The sequence below is a fragment of the Marvinbryantia formatexigens DSM 14469 genome, from assembly GCF_025148285.1.
Classification (GTDB): Bacteria; Bacillota; Clostridia; order Lachnospirales; family Lachnospiraceae; genus Marvinbryantia; species Marvinbryantia formatexigens.
This window is the reverse complement of sequence record NZ_CP102268.1, coordinates 3,145,605-3,164,163: the sequence shown is the minus strand read 5'-3', so window position 1 is coordinate 3,164,163 and position 18,559 is coordinate 3,145,605. Positions and strand designations below refer to the sequence as shown.

Annotated in this window: 20 protein-coding genes; all 20 read right to left on the bottom strand. The window is 50.3% G+C overall.

Annotated elements, in window-relative coordinates; translation table 11 throughout:
• The 20 genes from atpG to pfkA all read right to left on the bottom strand — a co-directional run bounded on the left by atpG (nucleotide 1) and on the right by pfkA (nucleotide 18,519).
• Entirely contained in the window at nucleotides 1–894 is an 894-nt protein-coding gene (gene atpG / locus NQ534_RS14860; protein ID WP_006861581.1) for an ATP synthase F1 subunit gamma, read from the bottom strand.
• On the bottom strand, nucleotides 881–2,656 hold the full coding sequence (gene atpA / locus NQ534_RS14855; RefSeq protein ID WP_006861580.1) for a F0F1 ATP synthase subunit alpha: 1,776 nt from the start codon (nucleotides 2,654–2,656) through the stop codon (nucleotides 881–883). Before atpA ends, atpG begins: the two co-directional genes overlap by 14 nt.
• Complete coding sequence (locus NQ534_RS14850) at nucleotides 2,646–3,149, bottom strand: F0F1 ATP synthase subunit B (protein ID WP_006861579.1); 504 nt, start codon at nucleotides 3,147–3,149, stop codon at nucleotides 2,646–2,648. Before NQ534_RS14850 ends, atpA begins: the two co-directional genes overlap by 11 nt.
• 18 nt (nucleotides 3,150–3,167) lie before the next feature.
• The gene (locus NQ534_RS21965; protein ID WP_143115735.1) at nucleotides 3,168–3,536 is read right to left on the bottom strand and encodes an ATP synthase F0 subunit c; all 369 of its coding nucleotides are present in this window, start codon (nucleotides 3,534–3,536) and stop codon (nucleotides 3,168–3,170) included.
• Between the two features lie 52 nt (nucleotides 3,537–3,588).
• Nucleotides 3,589–4,428 (bottom strand): F0F1 ATP synthase subunit A, encoded by an 840-nt coding sequence (locus tag NQ534_RS14840; RefSeq protein WP_143115734.1) that lies wholly within the window; start codon nucleotides 4,426–4,428, stop codon nucleotides 3,589–3,591.
• An 83-nt stretch (nucleotides 4,429–4,511) separates the two neighbouring features.
• Nucleotides 4,512–5,678 carry an MFS transporter gene (locus tag NQ534_RS14835; RefSeq protein WP_006861575.1) on the bottom strand — a complete coding sequence of 389 codons (1,167 nt, stop codon included), beginning with the start codon at nucleotides 5,676–5,678 and terminating at the stop codon, nucleotides 4,512–4,514.
• A 216-nt stretch (nucleotides 5,679–5,894) separates the two neighbouring features.
• A complete protein-coding gene (locus NQ534_RS14830) occupies nucleotides 5,895–6,377 on the bottom strand; it encodes a DUF2798 domain-containing protein (protein ID WP_006861574.1) in 483 nt (160 codons plus the stop codon).
• A 174-nt stretch (nucleotides 6,378–6,551) separates the two neighbouring features.
• Nucleotides 6,552–6,716, bottom strand: coding sequence for a hypothetical protein (locus NQ534_RS21895; protein ID WP_416388633.1), 165 nt, complete (start codon nucleotides 6,714–6,716; stop codon nucleotides 6,552–6,554).
• A gap of 8 nt (nucleotides 6,717–6,724) precedes the next feature.
• Nucleotides 6,725–7,030, bottom strand: coding sequence for a hypothetical protein (locus tag NQ534_RS14825; protein WP_040782865.1), 306 nt, complete (start codon nucleotides 7,028–7,030; stop codon nucleotides 6,725–6,727).
• 246 nt (nucleotides 7,031–7,276) lie between these two features.
• Complete coding sequence (gene lysS / locus NQ534_RS14820) at nucleotides 7,277–9,226, bottom strand: lysine--tRNA ligase (RefSeq protein WP_006861569.1); 1,950 nt, start codon at nucleotides 9,224–9,226, stop codon at nucleotides 7,277–7,279.
• A 123-nt stretch (nucleotides 9,227–9,349) separates the two neighbouring features.
• Nucleotides 9,350–9,829, bottom strand: coding sequence for a transcription elongation factor GreA (gene greA / locus NQ534_RS14815; RefSeq protein WP_006861568.1), 480 nt, complete (start codon nucleotides 9,827–9,829; stop codon nucleotides 9,350–9,352).
• A 129-nt stretch (nucleotides 9,830–9,958) separates the two neighbouring features.
• Nucleotides 9,959–10,960 carry a tRNA dihydrouridine synthase DusB gene (dusB, locus tag NQ534_RS14810; protein ID WP_006861567.1) on the bottom strand — a complete coding sequence of 334 codons (1,002 nt, stop codon included), beginning with the start codon at nucleotides 10,958–10,960 and terminating at the stop codon, nucleotides 9,959–9,961.
• Nucleotides 10,957–11,286, bottom strand: a complete 330-nt coding sequence (locus NQ534_RS14805; RefSeq protein ID WP_006861566.1) for a DUF6145 family protein — start codon at nucleotides 11,284–11,286, stop codon at nucleotides 10,957–10,959. Before NQ534_RS14805 ends, dusB begins: the two co-directional genes overlap by 4 nt.
• A gap of 68 nt (nucleotides 11,287–11,354) precedes the next feature.
• Nucleotides 11,355–12,335 carry a biotin--[acetyl-CoA-carboxylase] ligase gene (locus NQ534_RS14800; RefSeq protein ID WP_006861565.1) on the bottom strand — a complete coding sequence of 327 codons (981 nt, stop codon included), beginning with the start codon at nucleotides 12,333–12,335 and terminating at the stop codon, nucleotides 11,355–11,357.
• A 5-nt stretch (nucleotides 12,336–12,340) separates the two neighbouring features.
• Nucleotides 12,341–13,336, bottom strand: coding sequence for an ornithine carbamoyltransferase (gene argF, locus NQ534_RS14795; protein WP_006861564.1), 996 nt, complete (start codon nucleotides 13,334–13,336; stop codon nucleotides 12,341–12,343).
• Nucleotides 13,337–13,413: 77 nt separating this feature from the next.
• Nucleotides 13,414–14,337, bottom strand: coding sequence for an SPFH domain-containing protein (locus NQ534_RS14790; protein WP_006861563.1), 924 nt, complete (start codon nucleotides 14,335–14,337; stop codon nucleotides 13,414–13,416).
• On the bottom strand, nucleotides 14,334–14,774 hold the full coding sequence (locus NQ534_RS14785) for an NfeD family protein (RefSeq protein ID WP_006861562.1): 441 nt from the start codon (nucleotides 14,772–14,774) through the stop codon (nucleotides 14,334–14,336). Before NQ534_RS14785 ends, NQ534_RS14790 begins: the two co-directional genes overlap by 4 nt.
• A 510-nt stretch (nucleotides 14,775–15,284) precedes the next feature.
• A complete protein-coding gene (locus NQ534_RS14780; protein ID WP_242655335.1) occupies nucleotides 15,285–16,616 on the bottom strand; it encodes a cell wall hydrolase in 1,332 nt (443 codons plus the stop codon).
• Nucleotides 16,617–16,756: 140 nt separating this feature from the next.
• Nucleotides 16,757–17,539, bottom strand: coding sequence for a TrmH family RNA methyltransferase (locus tag NQ534_RS14775; protein WP_006861558.1), 783 nt, complete (start codon nucleotides 17,537–17,539; stop codon nucleotides 16,757–16,759).
• 5 nt (nucleotides 17,540–17,544) lie between these two features.
• Complete coding sequence (gene pfkA, locus NQ534_RS14770) at nucleotides 17,545–18,519, bottom strand: 6-phosphofructokinase (protein WP_006861557.1); 975 nt, start codon at nucleotides 18,517–18,519, stop codon at nucleotides 17,545–17,547.
• Between the last annotated feature and the right edge of the window lie 40 nt (nucleotides 18,520–18,559).

The window sequence follows — 18,559 nt, the reverse complement described above, 5'->3', positions numbered from 1 at the left end:
TTATTTCCTCCTGGCTTTCTTTTTCTTCTGGGCTTTTGCCCCCGCACTTACCTCGGTGATCTCCTGCGTGATACTGTACTGCCTTGTGCGGTTGTACGCAAGTTTTAGTGCAGCGATCATCTCTTTTGCGCTTTTGGACGCGCCATCCATCGCAGTCATACGGTCATTTAGCTCCGCGCACCAGCTTTCCGTCATGGCGCTGAAAATAATCCCGTGCATCGTGATCGGCGCAATCTGGTTAAACACAGACCTGGCATCCGGAAAAAAAGATTCCGTGTGCCTGCTCTCATTTCCGCGTTTCCGGAACTGTTCCCTGGACAGCGGCAGAAGCTGCATCATAACAGCCTCCGACTGGAGCGCATTTTTCATCTTCGTATACAGAATGAACACCTCGTCGATTCTGCCCTCATGAAACTGCTCCAGAACCTCCACTGTAATGTTCCTTGCGCGCTGCAGGGATGGATTCTGGGAGGAATAAAGAAACCCCTCTTCTATCGGGATGTTCTTTTCTTCAAAATAATGCTTCCCAATCTGTCCGATAACAAACAGCTTTGCATCCGGATATTTTTCTATTTCCTGCTCCGCCAGCTTTATCACATTCAGGTTATATGCTCCCGCCAGTCCTTTGTCAGCGGTAATGACAATATACGCCCGGCGGCTCCTGCCTTTCTTTTCCTGCCCGGCAGATTCCAGATAAATATGCTCCATCTGCGGCATATGATTCAGGATATCTCCGATGGTATTACAGATTGTCTGAAAATAATCCTCCACCAGCTGCTGGTTCTTTCTTGCCTTTCTGAGCTTCGAAGAGGAAATCAGGTACATGGCGTTTGTAATCTTCAGCGTGTCCCGGATTCCGTTCATGCGTTCCTGAATCTCTTTACTGTTTGCCATAGCCTTTCACCTTCTTATATTCCTCCGCTCCGTTCCGGATAATTTCCAGTGCATCATCCGAAAGATTTCCGGTATCTCTGATTTCATCCAGAACCGCCGCATAGTTTTGGGCAAACCACTGGTAAAATTCTTCCGCGAATGCCCGGACTTCTTTTACGGGAATCCCAAGAAAGCTTCTGTGCGTTGCCGCCCCTAAAATAATCACCTGCTTTTCCATCGATTTCGGTTCATACAGCGGCTGTTTTAACAGCTCCATCAGCTGTTCCCCATAGGCAAGCTGCTCTTTTGTTTCCGAATCCAGCTCTGAGCTGAACTGTGCAAAGGATTCCATTTCCTTATACTGTGCAAGGTCTATCCTCAGCGTGCCCGACACCTTTTTCAGCGCTTTTGTCTGCGCTGCACCGCCCACTCGCGATACGGACAGACCCACATTTACCGCAGGACGGTTTCCCGCAAAGAACAGATCGCTCTCCAGAAAAATCTGCCCGTCTGTAATGGAAATAATGTTCGTGGGAATATAGGCGGACACGTCCCCGCCCTGCGTTTCCACGATGGGAAGCGCCGTGATGGAGCCTCCGCCATGTGCTTCGTCCATCCGGCTGGACCGCTCCAGCAATCTGGAATGAAGATAAAATACATCGCCCGGATATGCCTCACGTCCCGGAGACCGCTCCAGCAGCAGCGACAGGGCCCGGTATGCCACGGCGTGCTTCGACAGGTCGTCATAGATAATCAGCACATCCTTCCCCTGGTCCATAAAATACTCCGCGATCGCCGTGCCGGAATAAGGCGCCAGATACTGCAGGGCGGCCGGCTCGCTGGCTGAGGCGGATACTACCACGCAGTAATCCATCGCATGATGCTTCTTCAGATTGGACACAATCTGCGCCACCGTAGAAGCCTTCTGACCGATCGCCACATAAACGCAGATGACGTCCTTATCCTTCTGATTGATGATCGTATCAATGGCAATCGAAGTTTTTCCTGTCTGACGGTCGCCAATAATCAGCTCTCTCTGTCCCCTTCCGATGGGGAACATCGCATCGATCGCCAGAATACCGGTCTGCATCGGCACGTTTACCGGCTGGCGCTCCAGAACTCCCGGAGCTTTTCTCTCGATAAGATACCAGTCCTCCTCCCGGAACGGTCCCGCTCCGTCAATCGGCGCGCCCAGTGCGTCCACCACTCTTCCGAGGATTTCTTTTCCCACCGGGATTCCTGCCCGTTTTCCGGTCCGTATCACCCGGTCGCCTTCCTCCAGCTCCTGCTCATCTCCCAGGACAATACAGAGGACCTCCGTCTCATCAATGTTCTGTACCAGACCCTTTGTTCCGTTTTCAAACAGGACAATTTCTCCGTAGACAGCCTGTGACATCCCGTCCACAGCCGCAATTCCGTCATGAAGCCGCAGAATATGTCCGCCCTCCGTCTCTGCAATCTCTCCGTTTAATCCGTCAAGATTGCTCTTTAAAACAGAAATGACATTTCCATTTCCTTTTTCCTGTTTGAAATGTTCCTGCAGCTTGTCAAAGGAAGCCTTCACGGAATTATCAAAAATCCGGTCTCCCACCTGCAGGACATAGCCTCCGATCAGCTCTTCGTTCTGTTCCTCCTCCAGAATGACCTCCGTCGCATGGTATGTTTCCTTTAACGACTGGCTGAGCCTTTCCAGCTCTTCTGCGGAGGGTCTTTTTGCATAACTGACACGGGCTTTTAAAATCCTGTTGTCCTCAAAAAATTTCTTCGTAAAATCAGTTGCCACAGCTCTCACCTGCCTTTTTCAGAATTTCCTCAAATAAGGCTTTTTCCTGTTCCTGTGAAATCGTATCCTTCACCAGCTTTTTCGCCGCGGCAATCGCCGTGTCTGCAATCTGCTCCCCGGCGTCCGCCAGCAGCTTTTCTTTTTCCTTTTCCGCTTTTACTCTGGCTTCTGACACAATCCGCTCTGCTTCTTCCGACGCTTCCTTAAGCTTCTGCTGTTTCATCTGTTCCAGTTCCCTGTCCGCCTCTGCCTTTTTCCCGGCAATTTCCTGTCCCGTCGAAGCCAGGCGCTTTTCATACTCTGCCTTCATGCTTTCTGCATCCCGGACGCCCTGCTTTGCTTCAGCGTCCATTTTTTTATAATACTCCGTCCGTTTTTCCATGAAATCCTTTACCGGTTTATAAAGCAGCAGATAAAGGCCGGCCGCCAGGATTGCAAAGTTGAACAGATGCAGCAATATCTGCTGCCAGTCAATATTCAATGGGATATTCATAGCGATCCATCTCCTTATTTACAGTACAAATATAATCAGAATCGCGACAATCAGCGCATAGATAATCGCCGTCTCAATAAATACCAGACCCAGCATCAGGTTGGTACGGATCTTTCCTTCCGCCTCCGGCTGCCTTGCAATTCCTTCCGAAGATTTTGCAATCGCGATACCCATACCGACAGCGCCCGCGGCCGCCGCAAGTCCTACTGCAATAGCGGCGCCCAGCGCCTTGTCGCCGGTAGCATCCTCCGTATCCGTAATCTGTTCTGTTTCTGCTGTCTGCGCTGCGACAGTTGTCGTCTCCTCCGCATATACGGGAGCTGATAATGTAAACAGAATCATTGCCATCATCAATATTGCCGGAATCTTTTTCATTACGTTCTTCATTTTCGTTTCCTCCTTCATTCACACTTATCTGAAATAATCTTTTCTGTTTTTATCAGGCAGCCTTCTTCTGTCTTTCTGCATTTTCTTTTTTCCTGACCGGTTCCGATACCTCCCCGTAAAACAGGGCGGTCAGCATCGTAAGCACATACGTCTGTATCAGCGCGTGGAGCAATGTGAACAATACCCCAACAACAACCGGAAGCACAAAGCTTAAATGAATGTAATAATATACCAGCTCCGTAACCAGCAGACCGCTGAGCAGCGCTCCGAACAGACGGAAGCTCATAGAAATGGGGAGTGAAAAATCCTTCAGCGTTTTTCCAATTCCCCGTACTCCGTTTCCGGCAATTCCGCCGGATAGAATAATACAGTAGGACAGGCAGCCCAGTGCAATCGCTCCATTGATATCGGAAAGCGGCGCCGGGAGGGCAATCGATTCCCCCGCCGTTGTTACCGCCTGGAAGCCGAACAGCTCAAACAATGTTCCGCAGAAAATATATACTCCCGCGGCAAACACGTAGGCGCCCAGAAAACCGTTTCTATGCGGACTGTTTGATTTTGCCAGTCCGTCAAACAGACCGACCACCTGCTCCAGAAGCATCTGGAATTTTCCCGGTATATATGTAAACTTCGGTACCGCAAATATCCGGATAAGCGCTGCCGCGATCAGCAGGACCACGGTTACTGTAACTGCGGAAAGAAACGCCGGATTTACATCCTTTATTCCCAGAAAGCTGATTTTTCCGGTTTCATGCAGGACTGCGTCGCGCATTGTTTCCTGTATGGTTTCCTGCCGCCCGCCAAAGGAATTCGTCAGTATAATTCCTGCAAGCAGAACAATAAGTATCACCAGCAGCGTCAGGAAAACCTTTGTTCTTTTCTTTTTTGTCATCTTCATCACCCCGTTTCAGCAGGCTGCCCGTCCGGCAGAGAACCGCCGTCAGAGCAGTAACGGCACATTTTCGCCGTATTCATTTAATTATTTTTCTGCTGAAGTAATTTTGCATAATAACGGTCAACGTATACCGCATAGATAATGCCGCCAATAACATACGCTGCCGCCGTAAGCGCAAATCCGTTTGCCAGCCCGATGCTCTCCTGGAACATTCCCATCAGGAAGGAACCGATACCGATACCAATATCATAGGAAAGCAGATACGTCGCATTTGCCGTACCACGTTTGGGCGCCGGTGTTGTTCCTGTTACAAACGACTGGAACAGCGGCTGGAGCACACCATAGCCAAGGCCCAGCAAAAATCCCGCCAGCAGCAGATGCGCGCCATGATTCATAAAGGAATAGCTTGCCATTGTGAAAAATACAATCACCAGGCTTATCACAACAAGGATTTTGTGTTTGCCGGCATCAATCATTTTCTGTGTCGAAAACTTGGAGATTAACATTCCCGCTACCAAAAATACGTAGAAATACGGGATAACCGAAGACAGTCCTTTTTCCTGTGCAAAAATTGAGGAATATGCAATGACTGCCCCAAACGGAATCATGATAAACATCATGTTAAACATAAACGGTAACGCCGGTTTATAGAACGCATCCGCCAGAACAAATTTCTTACGTTCTACCTTCGGATACTCAATCCTGCAGAACGATACGCAAATCAGAGCAATCACTGTTAAGGCAAACAGAACAAGAAAAGATGCTTGACTGCTCAGATGGTTCTGGACCTGGATACCAATGAACGGACCTGCCGCCATTCCCAGTGAAATGGTAAGCGCAAACCGGTTGACGCCCTTTCCTACCATGCTGGGCGGAAGCACGTCCCCTGCCAGGGTCGTTGTCGCCGAGCCACATACAGAATATACAACGCCCATGTACAGACGGAGCACTACCAGCACTCCGAAAACCGGAAATGCGGCGAACCCCAGAAATGGCAGACAGAACAGAGCCAGAAACAGCATATAAACATGATAACGGTTGAAGTTGTCAAGAATATATCCCGCAAACGGTCTGAACAATACCGTGGTTACTGACATTGCCGTCAATACGATACCGATTTTGGAACCGGTTATCCCGTTTTCCTGACAATAAATCGGCAAAATAGGCACCGAGGCATAAAAGGTTGCCATCATCAACAGGTTCGTAATAAATAGCAATACAAATTTTTTATTCCATATTTTTTCCATATACTTCCGGGCTGCTGAAATTTTTGCAGCCACTTCCTCCTTCTTCTTTTATTTCCAATTTATTAATATAACAGCTTCATCCCGCACTGTTAATTGAAAATATGTTATCATTAATAACGATTGGTTATGAAAAGAAGGAAATGAAGCAACGGCATCCCTCAGCCACGGAAAGCTAATCCTTCCATTTTCGTGCAGAATTTGCCGCGCATCGATTCATCACGCCAGTATCTTCCCTTCCGGGAATGCGATGCGGAACAGCTTCCTTATAACCGGTCCCGCAACAATAAGCTGAAACGGCAGCGCCATTACCAGATTTTTGGGAATGTTGGTCATCCAGATTAAAAACAGGGCACTCCAATCCCCGGATTTCACGCAGGCTTCCAGTCCTCCGTACAGTGACATCACAAATACCATCGGAATCACCATGCAGCAGGATACGGCAATGATCTTTTTCCTGGTACTGCTTTCCGGCTTAACCAGAAAACGGAAAGCAAACTTTTTGGCAATCCCGGAAACCACAAACCAGTCAAACAGCATGGCATAAACATAGGCGGCAGGAAATCCTATCCAGCCTTCCCTGATGGTATCCAGTCCAAAATGCCCCATATGGAGCGTTACGTTGTACATGCTCATCCAAAATACCATTAAAAAACACATCATCACGGTATAAATGAGACTTTCTCTTTTGTTCTGTGGCATAATTTTCCTCCTTTTTTGCAGCAAAAAAACAGTGGAATCACAAACTCGTTGCGACTCCACTGCTTCCCTGTGTGCATCTCACTGCGTTTTTTATATCAGCGCTCCGGAGCATTCCCCGCTCCTTCGCTTCAATATAATTATACCGCTGACTGTTTTGGTTCGTAAGTGCTTTTTTCATTTTCGGCACTTTATACAGTGTATATTGTAAGTTTTTTTGTAAAGTTTTTCCCCTGCCGCTGACAGCTGCTCTGAGGAGCAATCGAGGACCCGGCTGCAGGTTATGTATTTTTTTACTTCATCCGCTTTACCTCTTCTTCTCGCATAGCGCAATAACCTCACATAATCTATCAAATATGATTTCTCAGCATTTTTAAAGATATATGGTAATTCACTTCTATCTTTTCACTAATCTCCTGAAGTTGCACATTCATTAATGGCTTATAAATTTGTTTCTCTGAAATTGGATTACTCTGCAAAACATATTCTCCACGTTGCTTTCTGGAAATAATCCCATTATCAACCATTTTTGAAATAATCCACTTAAAAGAATTATATGTTAGCTCAGGTTTTTCATCAACTAATGCTTCATATATCTGTTGCCTTGTATATACTTGTTCTTTATTCAATTTGCAAACAACATCTTCACACCACATTTTACCGCCCCATATCTTTCGGCAATTTTTTATTATTTTGCCAAAAGATATGCCGTTAAATAGTATGAAAGGCATATACTAAATGGGCGGATATAAACAATTATTCCGTATCTCATTTACTCAAAAATACAGACCTGGAACAACTTCACTCACCAGAGCCCCACGCTGAACAGACAAAAACAGTGGAATCACAAACCCATTGCAATTCCACTGCTTCTTTGTATTTTTCTGCCTTTTCTGTTTTTCTTAGTACAGCTTCGCACCCGCCGGAATCCGGTCATCCACCATCAGAAGGTGAAGACCCTCTTTTTCGTTTTCCTCATGAACCGCCGATATCAGCATTCCGCAGGAATCAATTCCCATCATCTTGCGCGGCGGCAGATTTACGATAGCAATGCAGGTCTTTCCGACCAGCTCTTCCGGCTCGTAATACTCGTGAATACCGCTTAAAATCGTGCGGTCTGCGCCGGTTCCGTCGTCCAGGGTGAACTGCAGGAGCTTTTTGCTCTTTGGCACCGCCACACAGTCCTTCACCTTCACGGCGCGGAAATCGGATTTGCTGAAGGTTTCAAAATCAACCATTTCCTCAAAAAGCGGTTCGATTTTTACATTGGAAAAATCTATCTTCTCCGCAGGCTTTTCCGCCGCCAAAGCTGCCGCTGCACTCTGTGCCGCGTTATTTGCTTCATTCTTTGCCGTCCCCTGCGATTTCATAGTGGGAAACAGCAAAACATCTCTTATTGCTTGTGAATCAGTAAGTAACATGCACATGCGGTCGATTCCGAAACCGATTCCGCCTGTGGGCGGCATACCGATTTCCAGTGCGTTCAGGAAATCCTCATCGGTGGTGTTCGCTTCCTCATTTCCCTGGGCAAGCTGTGCTTCCTGTTCCTTAAAGCGCTCTCTCTGGTCGATTGGGTCGTTCAGCTCCGAGTAAGCATTCGCCATTTCCCAGCCGTTCATGAAAAATTCAAAACGCTCCACGTACTCCGGATTTTCCGGTTTCTTTTTCGTGAGCGGCGAAATCTCAATCGGATGGTCCATGACAAAGGTAGGCTGAATCATGTGCTCCTCGGCAAATTCCTCGAAGAACAGGTTCAGAATATCGCCCTTTTTGTGGCGCTCCTCATATTCCACATGATGCTCCTTTGCCGCAGCCCGCGCTTCCTCCAGCGTATGGATTTCGTTGAAATCCACGCCGGCATATTTCTTCACAGCGTCAACCATTGTGATGCGCTCAAATGGCTTACCAAGATCCATCTCCACGCCGTTATATACAATTTTCGTGGTTCCGAGAACCTCCTGCGCCACATAGCGGTACAGGTTTTCCGTCAGATCCATCATACCATTGTAGTCAGTATACGCCTGATACAGCTCCATCAGCGTAAACTCCGGATTGTGTCTGGTATCCAGGCCTTCATTGCGGAATACTCTTCCAATCTCGTACACCTTTTCCAGACCGCCCACGATCAGACGCTTTAGGTAAAGCTCCAGCGAAATGCGCAGCTTCAGGTCCTCATTCAGCGCATTGAAGTGCGTTTCAAACGGACGCGCAGCCGCTCCGCCGGCATTCTGCACCAGCATCGGCGTCTCCACCTCCATGAAGCCCTGTCCGTCCAGATATCTGCGGATGGCGGAAATAATGCGGGAACGCTTAACAAAAGTATCCTTTACCTCCGGATTCATAATCAGATCAACATACCGCTGACGGTAGCGCAGGTCTGTATTGGTAAGTCCGTGGAATTTCTCCGGCAGAATCTGCAGGCTCTTCGAAAGCAGCGTGACCTCCGATGCATGGATGGAGATTTCCCCGGTTTTTGTCTTGAAGACCTCACCCTTAATGCCGACAATATCTCCGATATCCATTTTCTTAAACGCCTTGTATTCTTCCTCGCCAATGCTGTCGCGCGCCACATAGGACTGGATATTGCCCTTCAGATCCTGGATATTGCAGAAGGAGGCTTTTCCCATGACACGTTTTGACATCATACGCCCTGCCAGAGTAACCGTTTTTCCCTCCAGCTCTTCAAAATGCTCTCTGATATCCTGGCTGTGATGTGTACGGCTGTATTTTGTGATTTCAAAAGGATTTCTGCCGCTCTCTACCAGCTCTTCCAGCTTCTCGCGGCGCACCTTGCGAAGCTGATTTTCATCAACCTCCTGGACGTTTTTCTGTTTATTGTTCTCCTGTGCCATGCTTACCTCTCCTGTTCTTTCCTTATTAAAAGCTTATAAACCCATGACTTTTAAAAGCCATGAGTTTCTGAAAACTGCAAATGCCTGCCGCCATGAGCTTCTAAAAGCTACAGGCTCTTAAACTTATGATCTCTGGATACCGAGTACGCGGTATTTGCATACTCCGACCTGTGTCTCTACCTCGATTTCCTGTCCGATGCTGGCGCCGATAAGCGCTTTGCCCACCGGAGATTCGTTGGAAATCTTACCCATAAGGCTGTTCGCCTCCGTCGAACCGACAATCTGGTACTCTATCTCTTCTTCATATTCTTCGTCGAAAAGCTTTACGGTGCAGCCGACATTGATTTTGTTCAGGTCAACATCGTCCTCCACAACCACCTCGGCATTTTTGAGAATCTTTTCAATCTCCTCGATTCTCGCCTCGATGTCCCGCTGCTCGTCCTTCGCCGCGTCATATTCCGCGTTTTCTGACAGGTCGCCCTGCTCTCTTGCCTCTTTGATTTTTGCGGCGACCTCTTTTCTGCGGACCACCTTTAAATCATGCATTTCGTCTTCTAATGCTTTTAACCCCGAATAAGTTAATAAGTTCTTTTTTCCTTCCATTGATTTACACCTTCCTGTTTATATACTGCTAAAATACTGGTCTTCCCCAATGATGCAACATTCACAGTATTATAGCTCATGATGCCGCCGCTGTCAAGCGCGCCGTAACGTTTTTTACCTGCCTGCGCATTACCCTAAAAAATGTCCACCGGGCGTTTTTGTCGTATGCATGGCAACCCAGAGCTCCAGCATCGCCTCAAGCTGCGCAATGCTGTCGATCTCGTTTACTCTTCTGCGAAGCGCTGCACTGTGCGGATATCCGGCAGTATACCACGCCACATGCTTACGCATTTCGCGGATCCCGGTGTATTCTCCTTTATACTGAATCTGCAGTGCGGCGTGACGCAGAATCATGTTCTTCACCTCTGCAGGCTGCGGTCTTTCCGGGATAGAACCTCCTTTATCATATGCTGCAAGCTCCTGAAATATCCACGGATTTCCCCTGGCCGCCCTGCCAATCATAATGCCGTCGCAGCCTGTTTCCGCAAACATTTTCCGGGCGCTCTCCGGACCGTCCACATCCCCGTTGCCAATCACCGGGATTTTTACCGCCTCTTTTACCTGCCGGATAATATCCCAGTCAGCACGTCCGGCATAATACTGCGCCCTTGTTCTGCCATGCACCGCAATCGCCGCCGCGCCTGCCGCCTCCATGCGTTTTGCAAATTCCACCGCATTCACATGGTCGTCGTCAAAGCCCTTTCGGAATTTCACTGTCACCGGCTTTTTGATTGCCGCCGCCGTTTTCCGGACAATCTCCTCCGCAAGCGCGGGATTTTTCATCAGCGCAGAACCTTCCCCGTTGTTTACTACCTTCGGGACCGGGCAGCCCATATTAAAATCGAGAATATCAAACGGACGCTCCTCAATCTGCCGCGCCACCTCGCAGATTAAATCCGCGTCGCTTCCGAAAAGCTGCAGCGAAACCGGGTGCTCGCCATCCCCGGTCTCCATCAGTCTTTCTGTGTTTTTGTTGTGGAAGGAAATAGCTTTTGCGCTGACCATTTCCGTGCAGAGCAGGCCTGCGCCCATTTCCTTACAGAGCAAACGAAATGGCAGGTCAGTGACACCTGCCATCGGAGCAAGAATATACGGATTTGCAAGCTCCACGCTTCCTATTTTCAGACTCATGTATCTTCCTCCAGAAAGAACACCCGGTAATACATTTCCAGCGATTCCAGGAGATCCTGTTTCGTCCGCTGCAGCTCGCGGATTTTTAAAACGCTGCCAATCTCATCATAAAAAAAATCATCGGAGGCTGCTTCCGTGCGGAACTGCAGCTCTCCGTCCGCATCGAATTCCAGCGTGAGGATACCGCCGACATCCTGCGTGTAGAGCACGCACATGATTTTCAGCTCATCCTTCACGGTATCCGGAAGCGCTTCGAAATCCTCATTCAGATAATATTTTTCGTTGTACGCGCTCGCCGCGCACAGCACTACATTTTCTTCATACATACCTGTTTCCTCTTTTTGTCAGACCAGCCCCGCTGCGGCCGGAGGCTTTAAAGCCCCGGCAGATGACCTCAGCAGTACTGATAAATGCCGCGGACAGAAACCTCCCCGGCGTATACCCTGGTAATGCTTCCGTCCTCTTTTTCCACCAGAAGCTGTCCCTGCTCATCAATGCCTATTGCTATACCACCATATTCTCCGGCAGGGTCGAGCACGCGCACCTGACGGTCCATATTGGCAAGCAGTCTCTGATACTCGTCAATGAGCAGCGACATATCCTGTGTCGTGATAAATTTCTCATAGTAATTCTCAAAATATTTCATGCACGTGCAGATGATTGCGCCGCGGTCGACCGGATGCCCCAGCTCAAGCTGCAGGGAGGATGCAAGATCCTTCAATTCCTCCGGGAACTCCGTGATGTTGGCGTTGATACCGGTTCCAATCACCACGTAATGAACGCCCTCCATTTCCGCGCTCATTTCTGTGAGCGTGCCGGAGAGCTTTTTCCCGTGAATGACCAGATCATTCGGCCATTTGATTTTTACATCCAGACCGGTAATCTGACCGACCGCCTCCGCCGCCGCCATTCCGGTTACGAGCGTCAGCATGGACGCCTTTTCCGGACGAATCTGCGGACGCACCAGAATACTCATGGCGATCGTCGTCCCGTGCGGCGTAATCCACGTTCTCCCGCGCCGTCCCTTGCCGCCGCTCTGATAATCGGCAACTACCAGGGTGCCGTGCGGCGCTCCCTGCTCTGCCAGCTTTTTAACGTAATCGTTCGTAGAATCCACAGTATCCAGATACACCAGATTCTGTCCCGCCCACGCCGTTTCCAGCCGGCTCTTCAGCTCCGCGCCGGAGACCGTGTCCGGCGCCGCCGTCAGGCGGTAGCCTTTATTCGGTACCGCCTCTATCTCATAGCCTTCCTCCCTAAGCTGCCGGATTTCCTTCCAGACGGCAGCCCGTGTCACGCCGAACTGTCCGCAGAGCTCCTGTCCGGACACATAATCCTTCTGCGCGCGCAGCGCACTTAAAATCTCACTTTTCATAGCACCTATGCTTCTCCAAGCGTTGCCAGCATGACTGCTTTTATCGTGTGCATTCTGTTTTCCGCTTCCTGGAATACCCTTGAGCGTTCGCTGCGGAATACCTCGTCCGTCACTTCCATTTCTGTCAGACCAAAGCGCTCACCCATTTCTTTGCCGATTCCGGTGTTCAAATCGTGGAAGGACGGCAGACAATGCAGGAAAATAACATGCTCATTTCCGTTCTCCATAACCTCCCTGGTCACTTTATAGGGCGTAAGGTCGCGGATCCGCTCCTCCCAGACCTCGTCCGGCTCGCCCATTGATACCCAGACGTCCGTACAGATGACGTCTGCACCCTTTGTGCCCTCTTTTACGTCCTCTGTCAGCGTGATGGTAGCCCCGGATTCCTTTGCGTACTCCTGACACTCCTCCACCAGCGCCTGCGAGGGGAAGTATTTCTTCGGCGCACAGGCTACAAAATGCATTCCCATTTTTGCGCAGGCAATCATATAGGAATTGCCCATGTTATAGCGCGCATCCCCCAGATAGACCAGACGGATACCCTTTAATCTGCCGAAATTTTCCTGGATGGTGAGCATATCCGCCAGCATCTGTGTCGGGTGATACTCGTTCGTCAGACCGTTCCATACCGGCACTCCTGCATAGCGTGCCAGCTCCTCCACGATTTCCTGCCCGAAGCCGCGGTACTCGATGCCCTCATACATGCTTCCGAGCACCCTCGCCGTATCCTCAATGCTCTCTTTTTTTCCAATCTGTGAGCTTTTCGGGTCAAGATAGGTGGTTCCCATGCCGAGGTCGTGCGCCGCCACCTCGAAGGAGCAGCGCGTTCTCGTACTTGTTTTTTCAAATATCAGAGCAACATTTTTGCCCCGGTGGATGTCCACCGGTATGCCTTTTTTCTTCTTTTCCTTTAATTCCGCGGAAAGCTCCAGCAGACTGGAAATCTCCTCCGGTGTGAAATCCTTCAGCGTTAAAAAATTGCGTCCCTTTAAATCTGTCATTTTCTTTTTTGCACTCCTCAATTTCCAATTTTTCCGTATCCGCTGTTTCCGGCACAGCCATCCGGACTATCCGGTCTTTATTCGCTCTTCGCGATTTCTGCGGCGGCTTTTACGAAGCCCGCCATATTCTGCATTTCCGACGGAATGATAATCTTGGTCGCCTGTCCGTCCGCTACCTTTGTCATCGCCTCAAAGCTCTTGAGCGCCAGCACGCTGGAATCTGCGCCCGCTTCTTTCAGGAAACGGATACCGTCCGCATTTGCCTGCTGCACCTTCAGAATCGCCTCCGCCTGACCTTCCGCTTCGCGAATCATCTTTTCTTTCTGTGCCTCTGCGCGCAGGATTGCCGCCTGCTTTTCCGCTTCCGCATCCAGAATGATAGACTGCTTTTTACCTTCCGCAATCAGAATAGCGGATTTCTTTTCACCCTCTGCTACCAGAATGGTCTCGCGGCGCTCACGTTCCGCCTTCATCTGCTTCTCCATCGCTTCCTGGATAGCCGCCGGCGGAATGATGCTCTTCAGCTCAACACGGTTTACCTTGATGCCCCACGGGTCGGTCGCCAGATCCAGCGCAGCGCGCATTTTTGTATTTATCACGTCTCTGGAGGTGAGTGTTTCGTCCAGCTCCAGCTCGCCGACGATGTTACGCAGCGTGGTCGCCGTCAGATTTTCAATCGCCATAATCGGATTTTCCACGCCGTATGCATAAAGCTTCGGGTCGGTAATCTGGAAAAACACGATGGTGTCGATCCGCATGGTTACGTTATCCTTTGTGATAACCGGCTGCGGAGCAAAATCTACTACCTGTTCCTTTAAGAGCACCTTACGCGCTACCCGGTCGATAAGCGGCACTTTGAAATGTACGCCAACGCCCCAGGTCGTCTGGTAGCCGCCCAGACGCTCGATAACATAGCCGTATGCCTGCGGTACCACCTTTACGCAGGAGGTTAAAAGTAAAAGCACAATCAGAACCAGCGCCAGAATAATCCCTATAGTCATGTCGTTTTCTCCTTTTCCTTCACAATCAGTTTTACACCCTCAATCGCAGCGATCTGTACGGTACTGCCCGCCTTGATAATCTGTCTGTCATCCGCCGAGCGTGCGGTCCACTCCTGTCCGCGCACCTGTGCTCTTCCGGTGCTCTGCAGGTTGTCGATGGTCTCTGTGACACATGCATTCTGTCCAATCAGCCCGTCCGCATTGGTCCGCTCGCGTTTGCGGTTTACATACCGCACGGCAAACGGTCTGGTAAACACAAGCAGCGCAAAAGATACCGCCAGAAAAACACCGCACTGCAGCCATATGTTCCCACCAAGCATACAGACTACCATCGCCGCAATCGCGCCGCCGGCAAACCATACGGTCGTCAGCCCCATCGTAAGCACCTCTATGACAAGAAGCAGGGCAAACAGAATCAGCCAGTATATCGGTTCCATAGAAATCCTCCCTTCCCTGTATCGCCTATGTGGTTATTATACACCAAAGAAGAGGGAAGGTAAACAGGAATTTTGAGGCTTCGCCAGCTCCGCCGTGCTACACTCAGGAACTCCGTTCCTTCGTTTGGGACTTTCGTCCCATAAAAATACCGCCATGCGCGGATGTTTGCGTGCCAGCACGCACATCCTCCATGACGCCTTCGCCAGCTCCGCCGTGCTACACTTAGGAACTTCGTTCCTTCGACGGCTTCTCTCCGCCCCGTCATGCTACACTCAGGAACTCCGTTCCTTCGTTTGGGACTTTCGTCCCATAAAAATACCGCCATGCGCGGATGTTTGCGTGCCAGCACGCACATCCTCCATGACGCCTTCGCCAGCTCCGCCGTGCTACACTCAGGAACTTCGTTCCTTCGTTTTTGGGCATTCGCCCAATAAAGCCCACGATTCAAGCTTTTGCTTTCATGCAAGCATGAGCAAAATCTGAATCGTGGGCTTTGCACGGCTCATTGTTTAATAAAATTGATGGTCGCCGATCTGCTGTCCCTGACCGCTGCCGGCGTTGAAGTAGAGGGCATCGCCTACGGTGCCTGCTCCGCTGAGCGCCGCCGCTGCTGCGTCGTAGCAGTCCTGCGGAGCGTTGCCGATTACCTGGTCGAGCCAGCCGGTGCTTGCCGGTGTGAACTGACCGCTCTCATAGATAACACCGGAGATGCTGTCCGCGAAGGATGAACTGTTGACACGGTTCATAACGACCTGCCCGACTGCGATTTTTCCTTCTTCGCTCTGGTTTCCGGCTTCGCAGTAGATGAGCGCCGCCAGAAGGTCCAGGTCGCTCGCGCTGTAGCTGGAACCGGAGGAGCTGTCTGTGCTGCCCGCATCTGCCGACGGGTCTACGTACTCGTCTCCGCCAAGTCCGTCGTCCTCGCCTTCCTCCCAAACACCAGTTTCTTCGTATGTACCGTCTGAGCTTCCGTCACTCCAGCTTTCCGTTTCCACATAGGCTTCTGTCTCCACATAAGCTTCTGTTTCTACATAGCCCTCAGTCTCTACGTAAGCTTCCGTTTCCACATAACCTTCTGTTTCTACATAGGGCTCTGTCTCCACATAAGCTTCTGTTTCTACATAGCCCTCAGTTTCTACGTAAGCTTCTGTTTCCACATAACCCTCGGTTTCTACGTAGGGTTCTGTCTCCACATAGGCTTCCGTTTCCACGTAGCTCTCTGTCTCCGCATAGCTTTCCGTCTCCGGAGTGCTCTGCGCCGCCTCTGTCTGTGCCGGAGCCACGTATGCATCAGTAGCAATCGCGGTATCGAGTACCGTTGTCATTTCCACATCTTCCGCTGCCACATACGCCATCGTGCCGTCTGAAAGCTGGACCTCCACCCAGTTGGCAGTGCTTCCGAGCACCTCATAGCCCTCGCCCTCGTTCAGCGTGCCGATTACGGAAGATAAGTTTTCATTGTCCGCAAATACTTTTACGCCGTTATAATTCGCCACCGCACCGAGAACTCCGTAAATGGATTTTAACTGTTCCGCGGTATCTCCGAATGCAAGATAGTCTGTTTTTACATACCCGGTAATATCTCCCGATTCAATCAGCGTCCACTCTTCGTCCATGCTGCGCACAATAACGCCTGCCGCGCCCGGCACAAAACCGATTACCCTGCTGTCTCCGGATGCTGCCTCACGGATGAGAAGGTCTGTCTCTACATTTGCCACTGCAATATTTTTGCCGCCGCATTTATCTGCCGTAGCAGATGCAGATGCCGCGCCGCCCACCGCCGCAGCGAGTGCAAGCGTAGACATGGTTGTGCAGAGAACCTGTTTCATTCGTCTTTTCATAAGCAATTAAAACCTCCTATATACAAACAGTTTTCCATGAATCCTGCCTGTTTGTTACAAATTTGTTAACTTTATTACGCGTCTATTTTATAACAGTTAATATTTTTTGTCAATAGGAAGATTTTAAAACGGCGATTTTATTATAAACCGCCGCTTCTCTGCCTTTTTGCTTCAAACATTAAGATTGCCGCGGAAACCGCCGCATTGAGCGATTCCACTTCCCCGGACATGGGGATTTTTATACGGGCGTCCGCTTTTTCCGCCAGCGCATCACTAAGCCCCCTGCCCTCGTTTCCAATCAGAAACGCGCAGCCCTTCCGGTAAGCCTGCTCCGTATACGTGCAGCTTCCCTTAAGATGCGCCGCATAGGTACGGATGCCGCGTGCCTTAAGCTTCTCCTGCATTGCCGCAATGTCCTTTGTATACAGAAAAGGCATACGGTAGATGGAGCCCATCGTGGAACGGATGGTTTTGGGATTATAGATATCCGCTGTCCCGCTGCTCATAATAATTCCTGTGGCCCCCGCCGCCTCCGCCGCGCGGAAAATCGTCCCCAGATTTCCGGGGTCCTGGATATCCTCCAGAAGCAACAGAAGGGGATTTTCCGCCCGCAGCATCTGTGCTGGCGTATATTCACGCTGCCGGACCAGGCACAGAATGCCCTGCGGCGTTTTTGTATCCGACGTGGACGCAAAGACCCGGTCCGTCACGATTTCCAGCTCCGTCCCCTGAAGGAGCGCACGGTTTTCTTCTTTTTCATAAAAGCTCTCAGATACATAGGTCTTTACGAGGTCGTCTTTGGGTGTTTCGCGGTACATCCGCACGCCCTCCGCCACAAAAAGCCCCTGCTCTCTGCGCGCCTTCGCCTTTGTAAGGAGCTGCACGAGATTTTTTATCTGTTTATTCGACGTACTGTTAATCATAATACTTATACCGAAAGAGCATATGCCACTTCCCACATATATTCCGGAAGTTCTTTCTGCATTGCCAGTGCCTCATCGATGTCAAAATCTGTAAAATCGCCGTGACGGTAGCCTACTACACGGTTTGTCTTACCCGCGCAGAGCAGATCCACCGCATAAGCGCCCATCATGGAAGCATACACGCGGTCCTTGCAGGTCGGGCTGCCGCCGCGCTGCATATGTCCGAGAATGGTCGCCCGCGTCTCAACGCCGGTAGCCGCCTCGATACGGCGTGCCATAGAGGTGGAGTGCCCGATGCCCTCCGCGTTGATGATAATATGATGCTTTTTGCCGCGCTTTCTGTTCTTCAGAATATTGTTAATCAGCTTCTGCTCGTCAAAATCATATTTTTCCGGCACCAGAATATCCTCTGCACCGTTTGCAATGCCGCAGTACAGAGCGATATAGCCCGCCTGTCTGCCCATTACCTCGATAATGCTGCATCTTTCGTGGGAGGTAGAGGTATCGCGCACCTTATCGATCGCCTCCATCGCCGTATTGATTGCCGTATCAAAACCGATGGTGTACTCGGTACAGGCGATATCCAGGTCAATCGTACCCGGAACGCCGATGGTATTGATACCGAGCCCGGCCAGCTTCTGCGCACCGGCAAAGGAGCCGTCGCCGCCGATGACTACCAGTCCCTCGATGCCGTGCTTCCGGCAGATTTCCGCGCCGAGCTTCTGCCCCTCTTCCGTGCGGAATTCCGAGCAGCGCGCCGTTCCGAGAATGGTGCCGCCGCGGGAAATCGTATCGGATACATCCCGCGCCGTGAGGTCGCGGATTTCCTCGTTCAGAAGTCCGCTGTATCCCCGGTAGATGCCCTTTACCTTTTTCCCATTATATATGGCTTTTCTGACCACGGCACGGATTGCCGCATTCATGCCGGATGCGTCGCCGCCGCTTGTCAGTACGCCGATGGTGTTTACCTCTTTTGCCATTTTGAAGCCCTCCTTCGAAAGTTATGTTATCGTCCACTCC

Coding starts and splice junctions, on each gene's coding strand:
- atpG (WP_006861581.1), bottom strand. CDS start 894: ATGGCAAACAGTAAAGAGATTCAGGAACGCATGAACGGAATCCGGGAC.
- NQ534_RS14850 (WP_006861579.1), bottom strand. CDS start 3,149: ATGAATATCCCATTGAATATTGACTGGCAGCAGATATTGCTGCATCTG.
- NQ534_RS21965 (WP_143115735.1), bottom strand. CDS start 3,536: ATGAAGAACGTAATGAAAAAGATTCCGGCAATATTGATGATGGCAATG.
- NQ534_RS14840 (WP_143115734.1), bottom strand. CDS start 4,428: ATGACAAAAAAGAAAAGAACAAAGGTTTTCCTGACGCTGCTGGTGATA.
- NQ534_RS14835 (WP_006861575.1), bottom strand. CDS start 5,678: ATGGAAAAAATATGGAATAAAAAATTTGTATTGCTATTTATTACGAAC.
- NQ534_RS14830 (WP_006861574.1), bottom strand. CDS start 6,377: ATGCCACAGAACAAAAGAGAAAGTCTCATTTATACCGTGATGATGTGT.
- NQ534_RS14825 (WP_040782865.1), bottom strand. CDS start 7,030: ATGTGGTGTGAAGATGTTGTTTGCAAATTGAATAAAGAACAAGTATAT.
- lysS (WP_006861569.1), bottom strand. CDS start 9,226: ATGGCACAGGAGAACAATAAACAGAAAAACGTCCAGGAGGTTGATGAA.
- greA (WP_006861568.1), bottom strand. CDS start 9,829: ATGGAAGGAAAAAAGAACTTATTAACTTATTCGGGGTTAAAAGCATTA.
- dusB (WP_006861567.1), bottom strand. CDS start 10,960: ATGAGTCTGAAAATAGGAAGCGTGGAGCTTGCAAATCCGTATATTCTT.
- NQ534_RS14805 (WP_006861566.1), bottom strand. CDS start 11,286: ATGTATGAAGAAAATGTAGTGCTGTGCGCGGCGAGCGCGTACAACGAA.
- NQ534_RS14800 (WP_006861565.1), bottom strand. CDS start 12,335: ATGAAAAGTGAGATTTTAAGTGCGCTGCGCGCGCAGAAGGATTATGTG.
- argF (WP_006861564.1), bottom strand. CDS start 13,336: ATGACAGATTTAAAGGGACGCAATTTTTTAACGCTGAAGGATTTCACA.
- NQ534_RS14790 (WP_006861563.1), bottom strand. CDS start 14,337: ATGACTATAGGGATTATTCTGGCGCTGGTTCTGATTGTGCTTTTACTT.
- NQ534_RS14785 (WP_006861562.1), bottom strand. CDS start 14,774: ATGGAACCGATATACTGGCTGATTCTGTTTGCCCTGCTTCTTGTCATA.
- NQ534_RS14780 (WP_242655335.1), bottom strand. CDS start 16,616: ATGAAAAGACGAATGAAACAGGTTCTCTGCACAACCATGTCTACGCTT.
- NQ534_RS14775 (WP_006861558.1), bottom strand. CDS start 17,539: ATGATTAACAGTACGTCGAATAAACAGATAAAAAATCTCGTGCAGCTC.
- pfkA (WP_006861557.1), bottom strand. CDS start 18,519: ATGGCAAAAGAGGTAAACACCATCGGCGTACTGACAAGCGGCGGCGAC.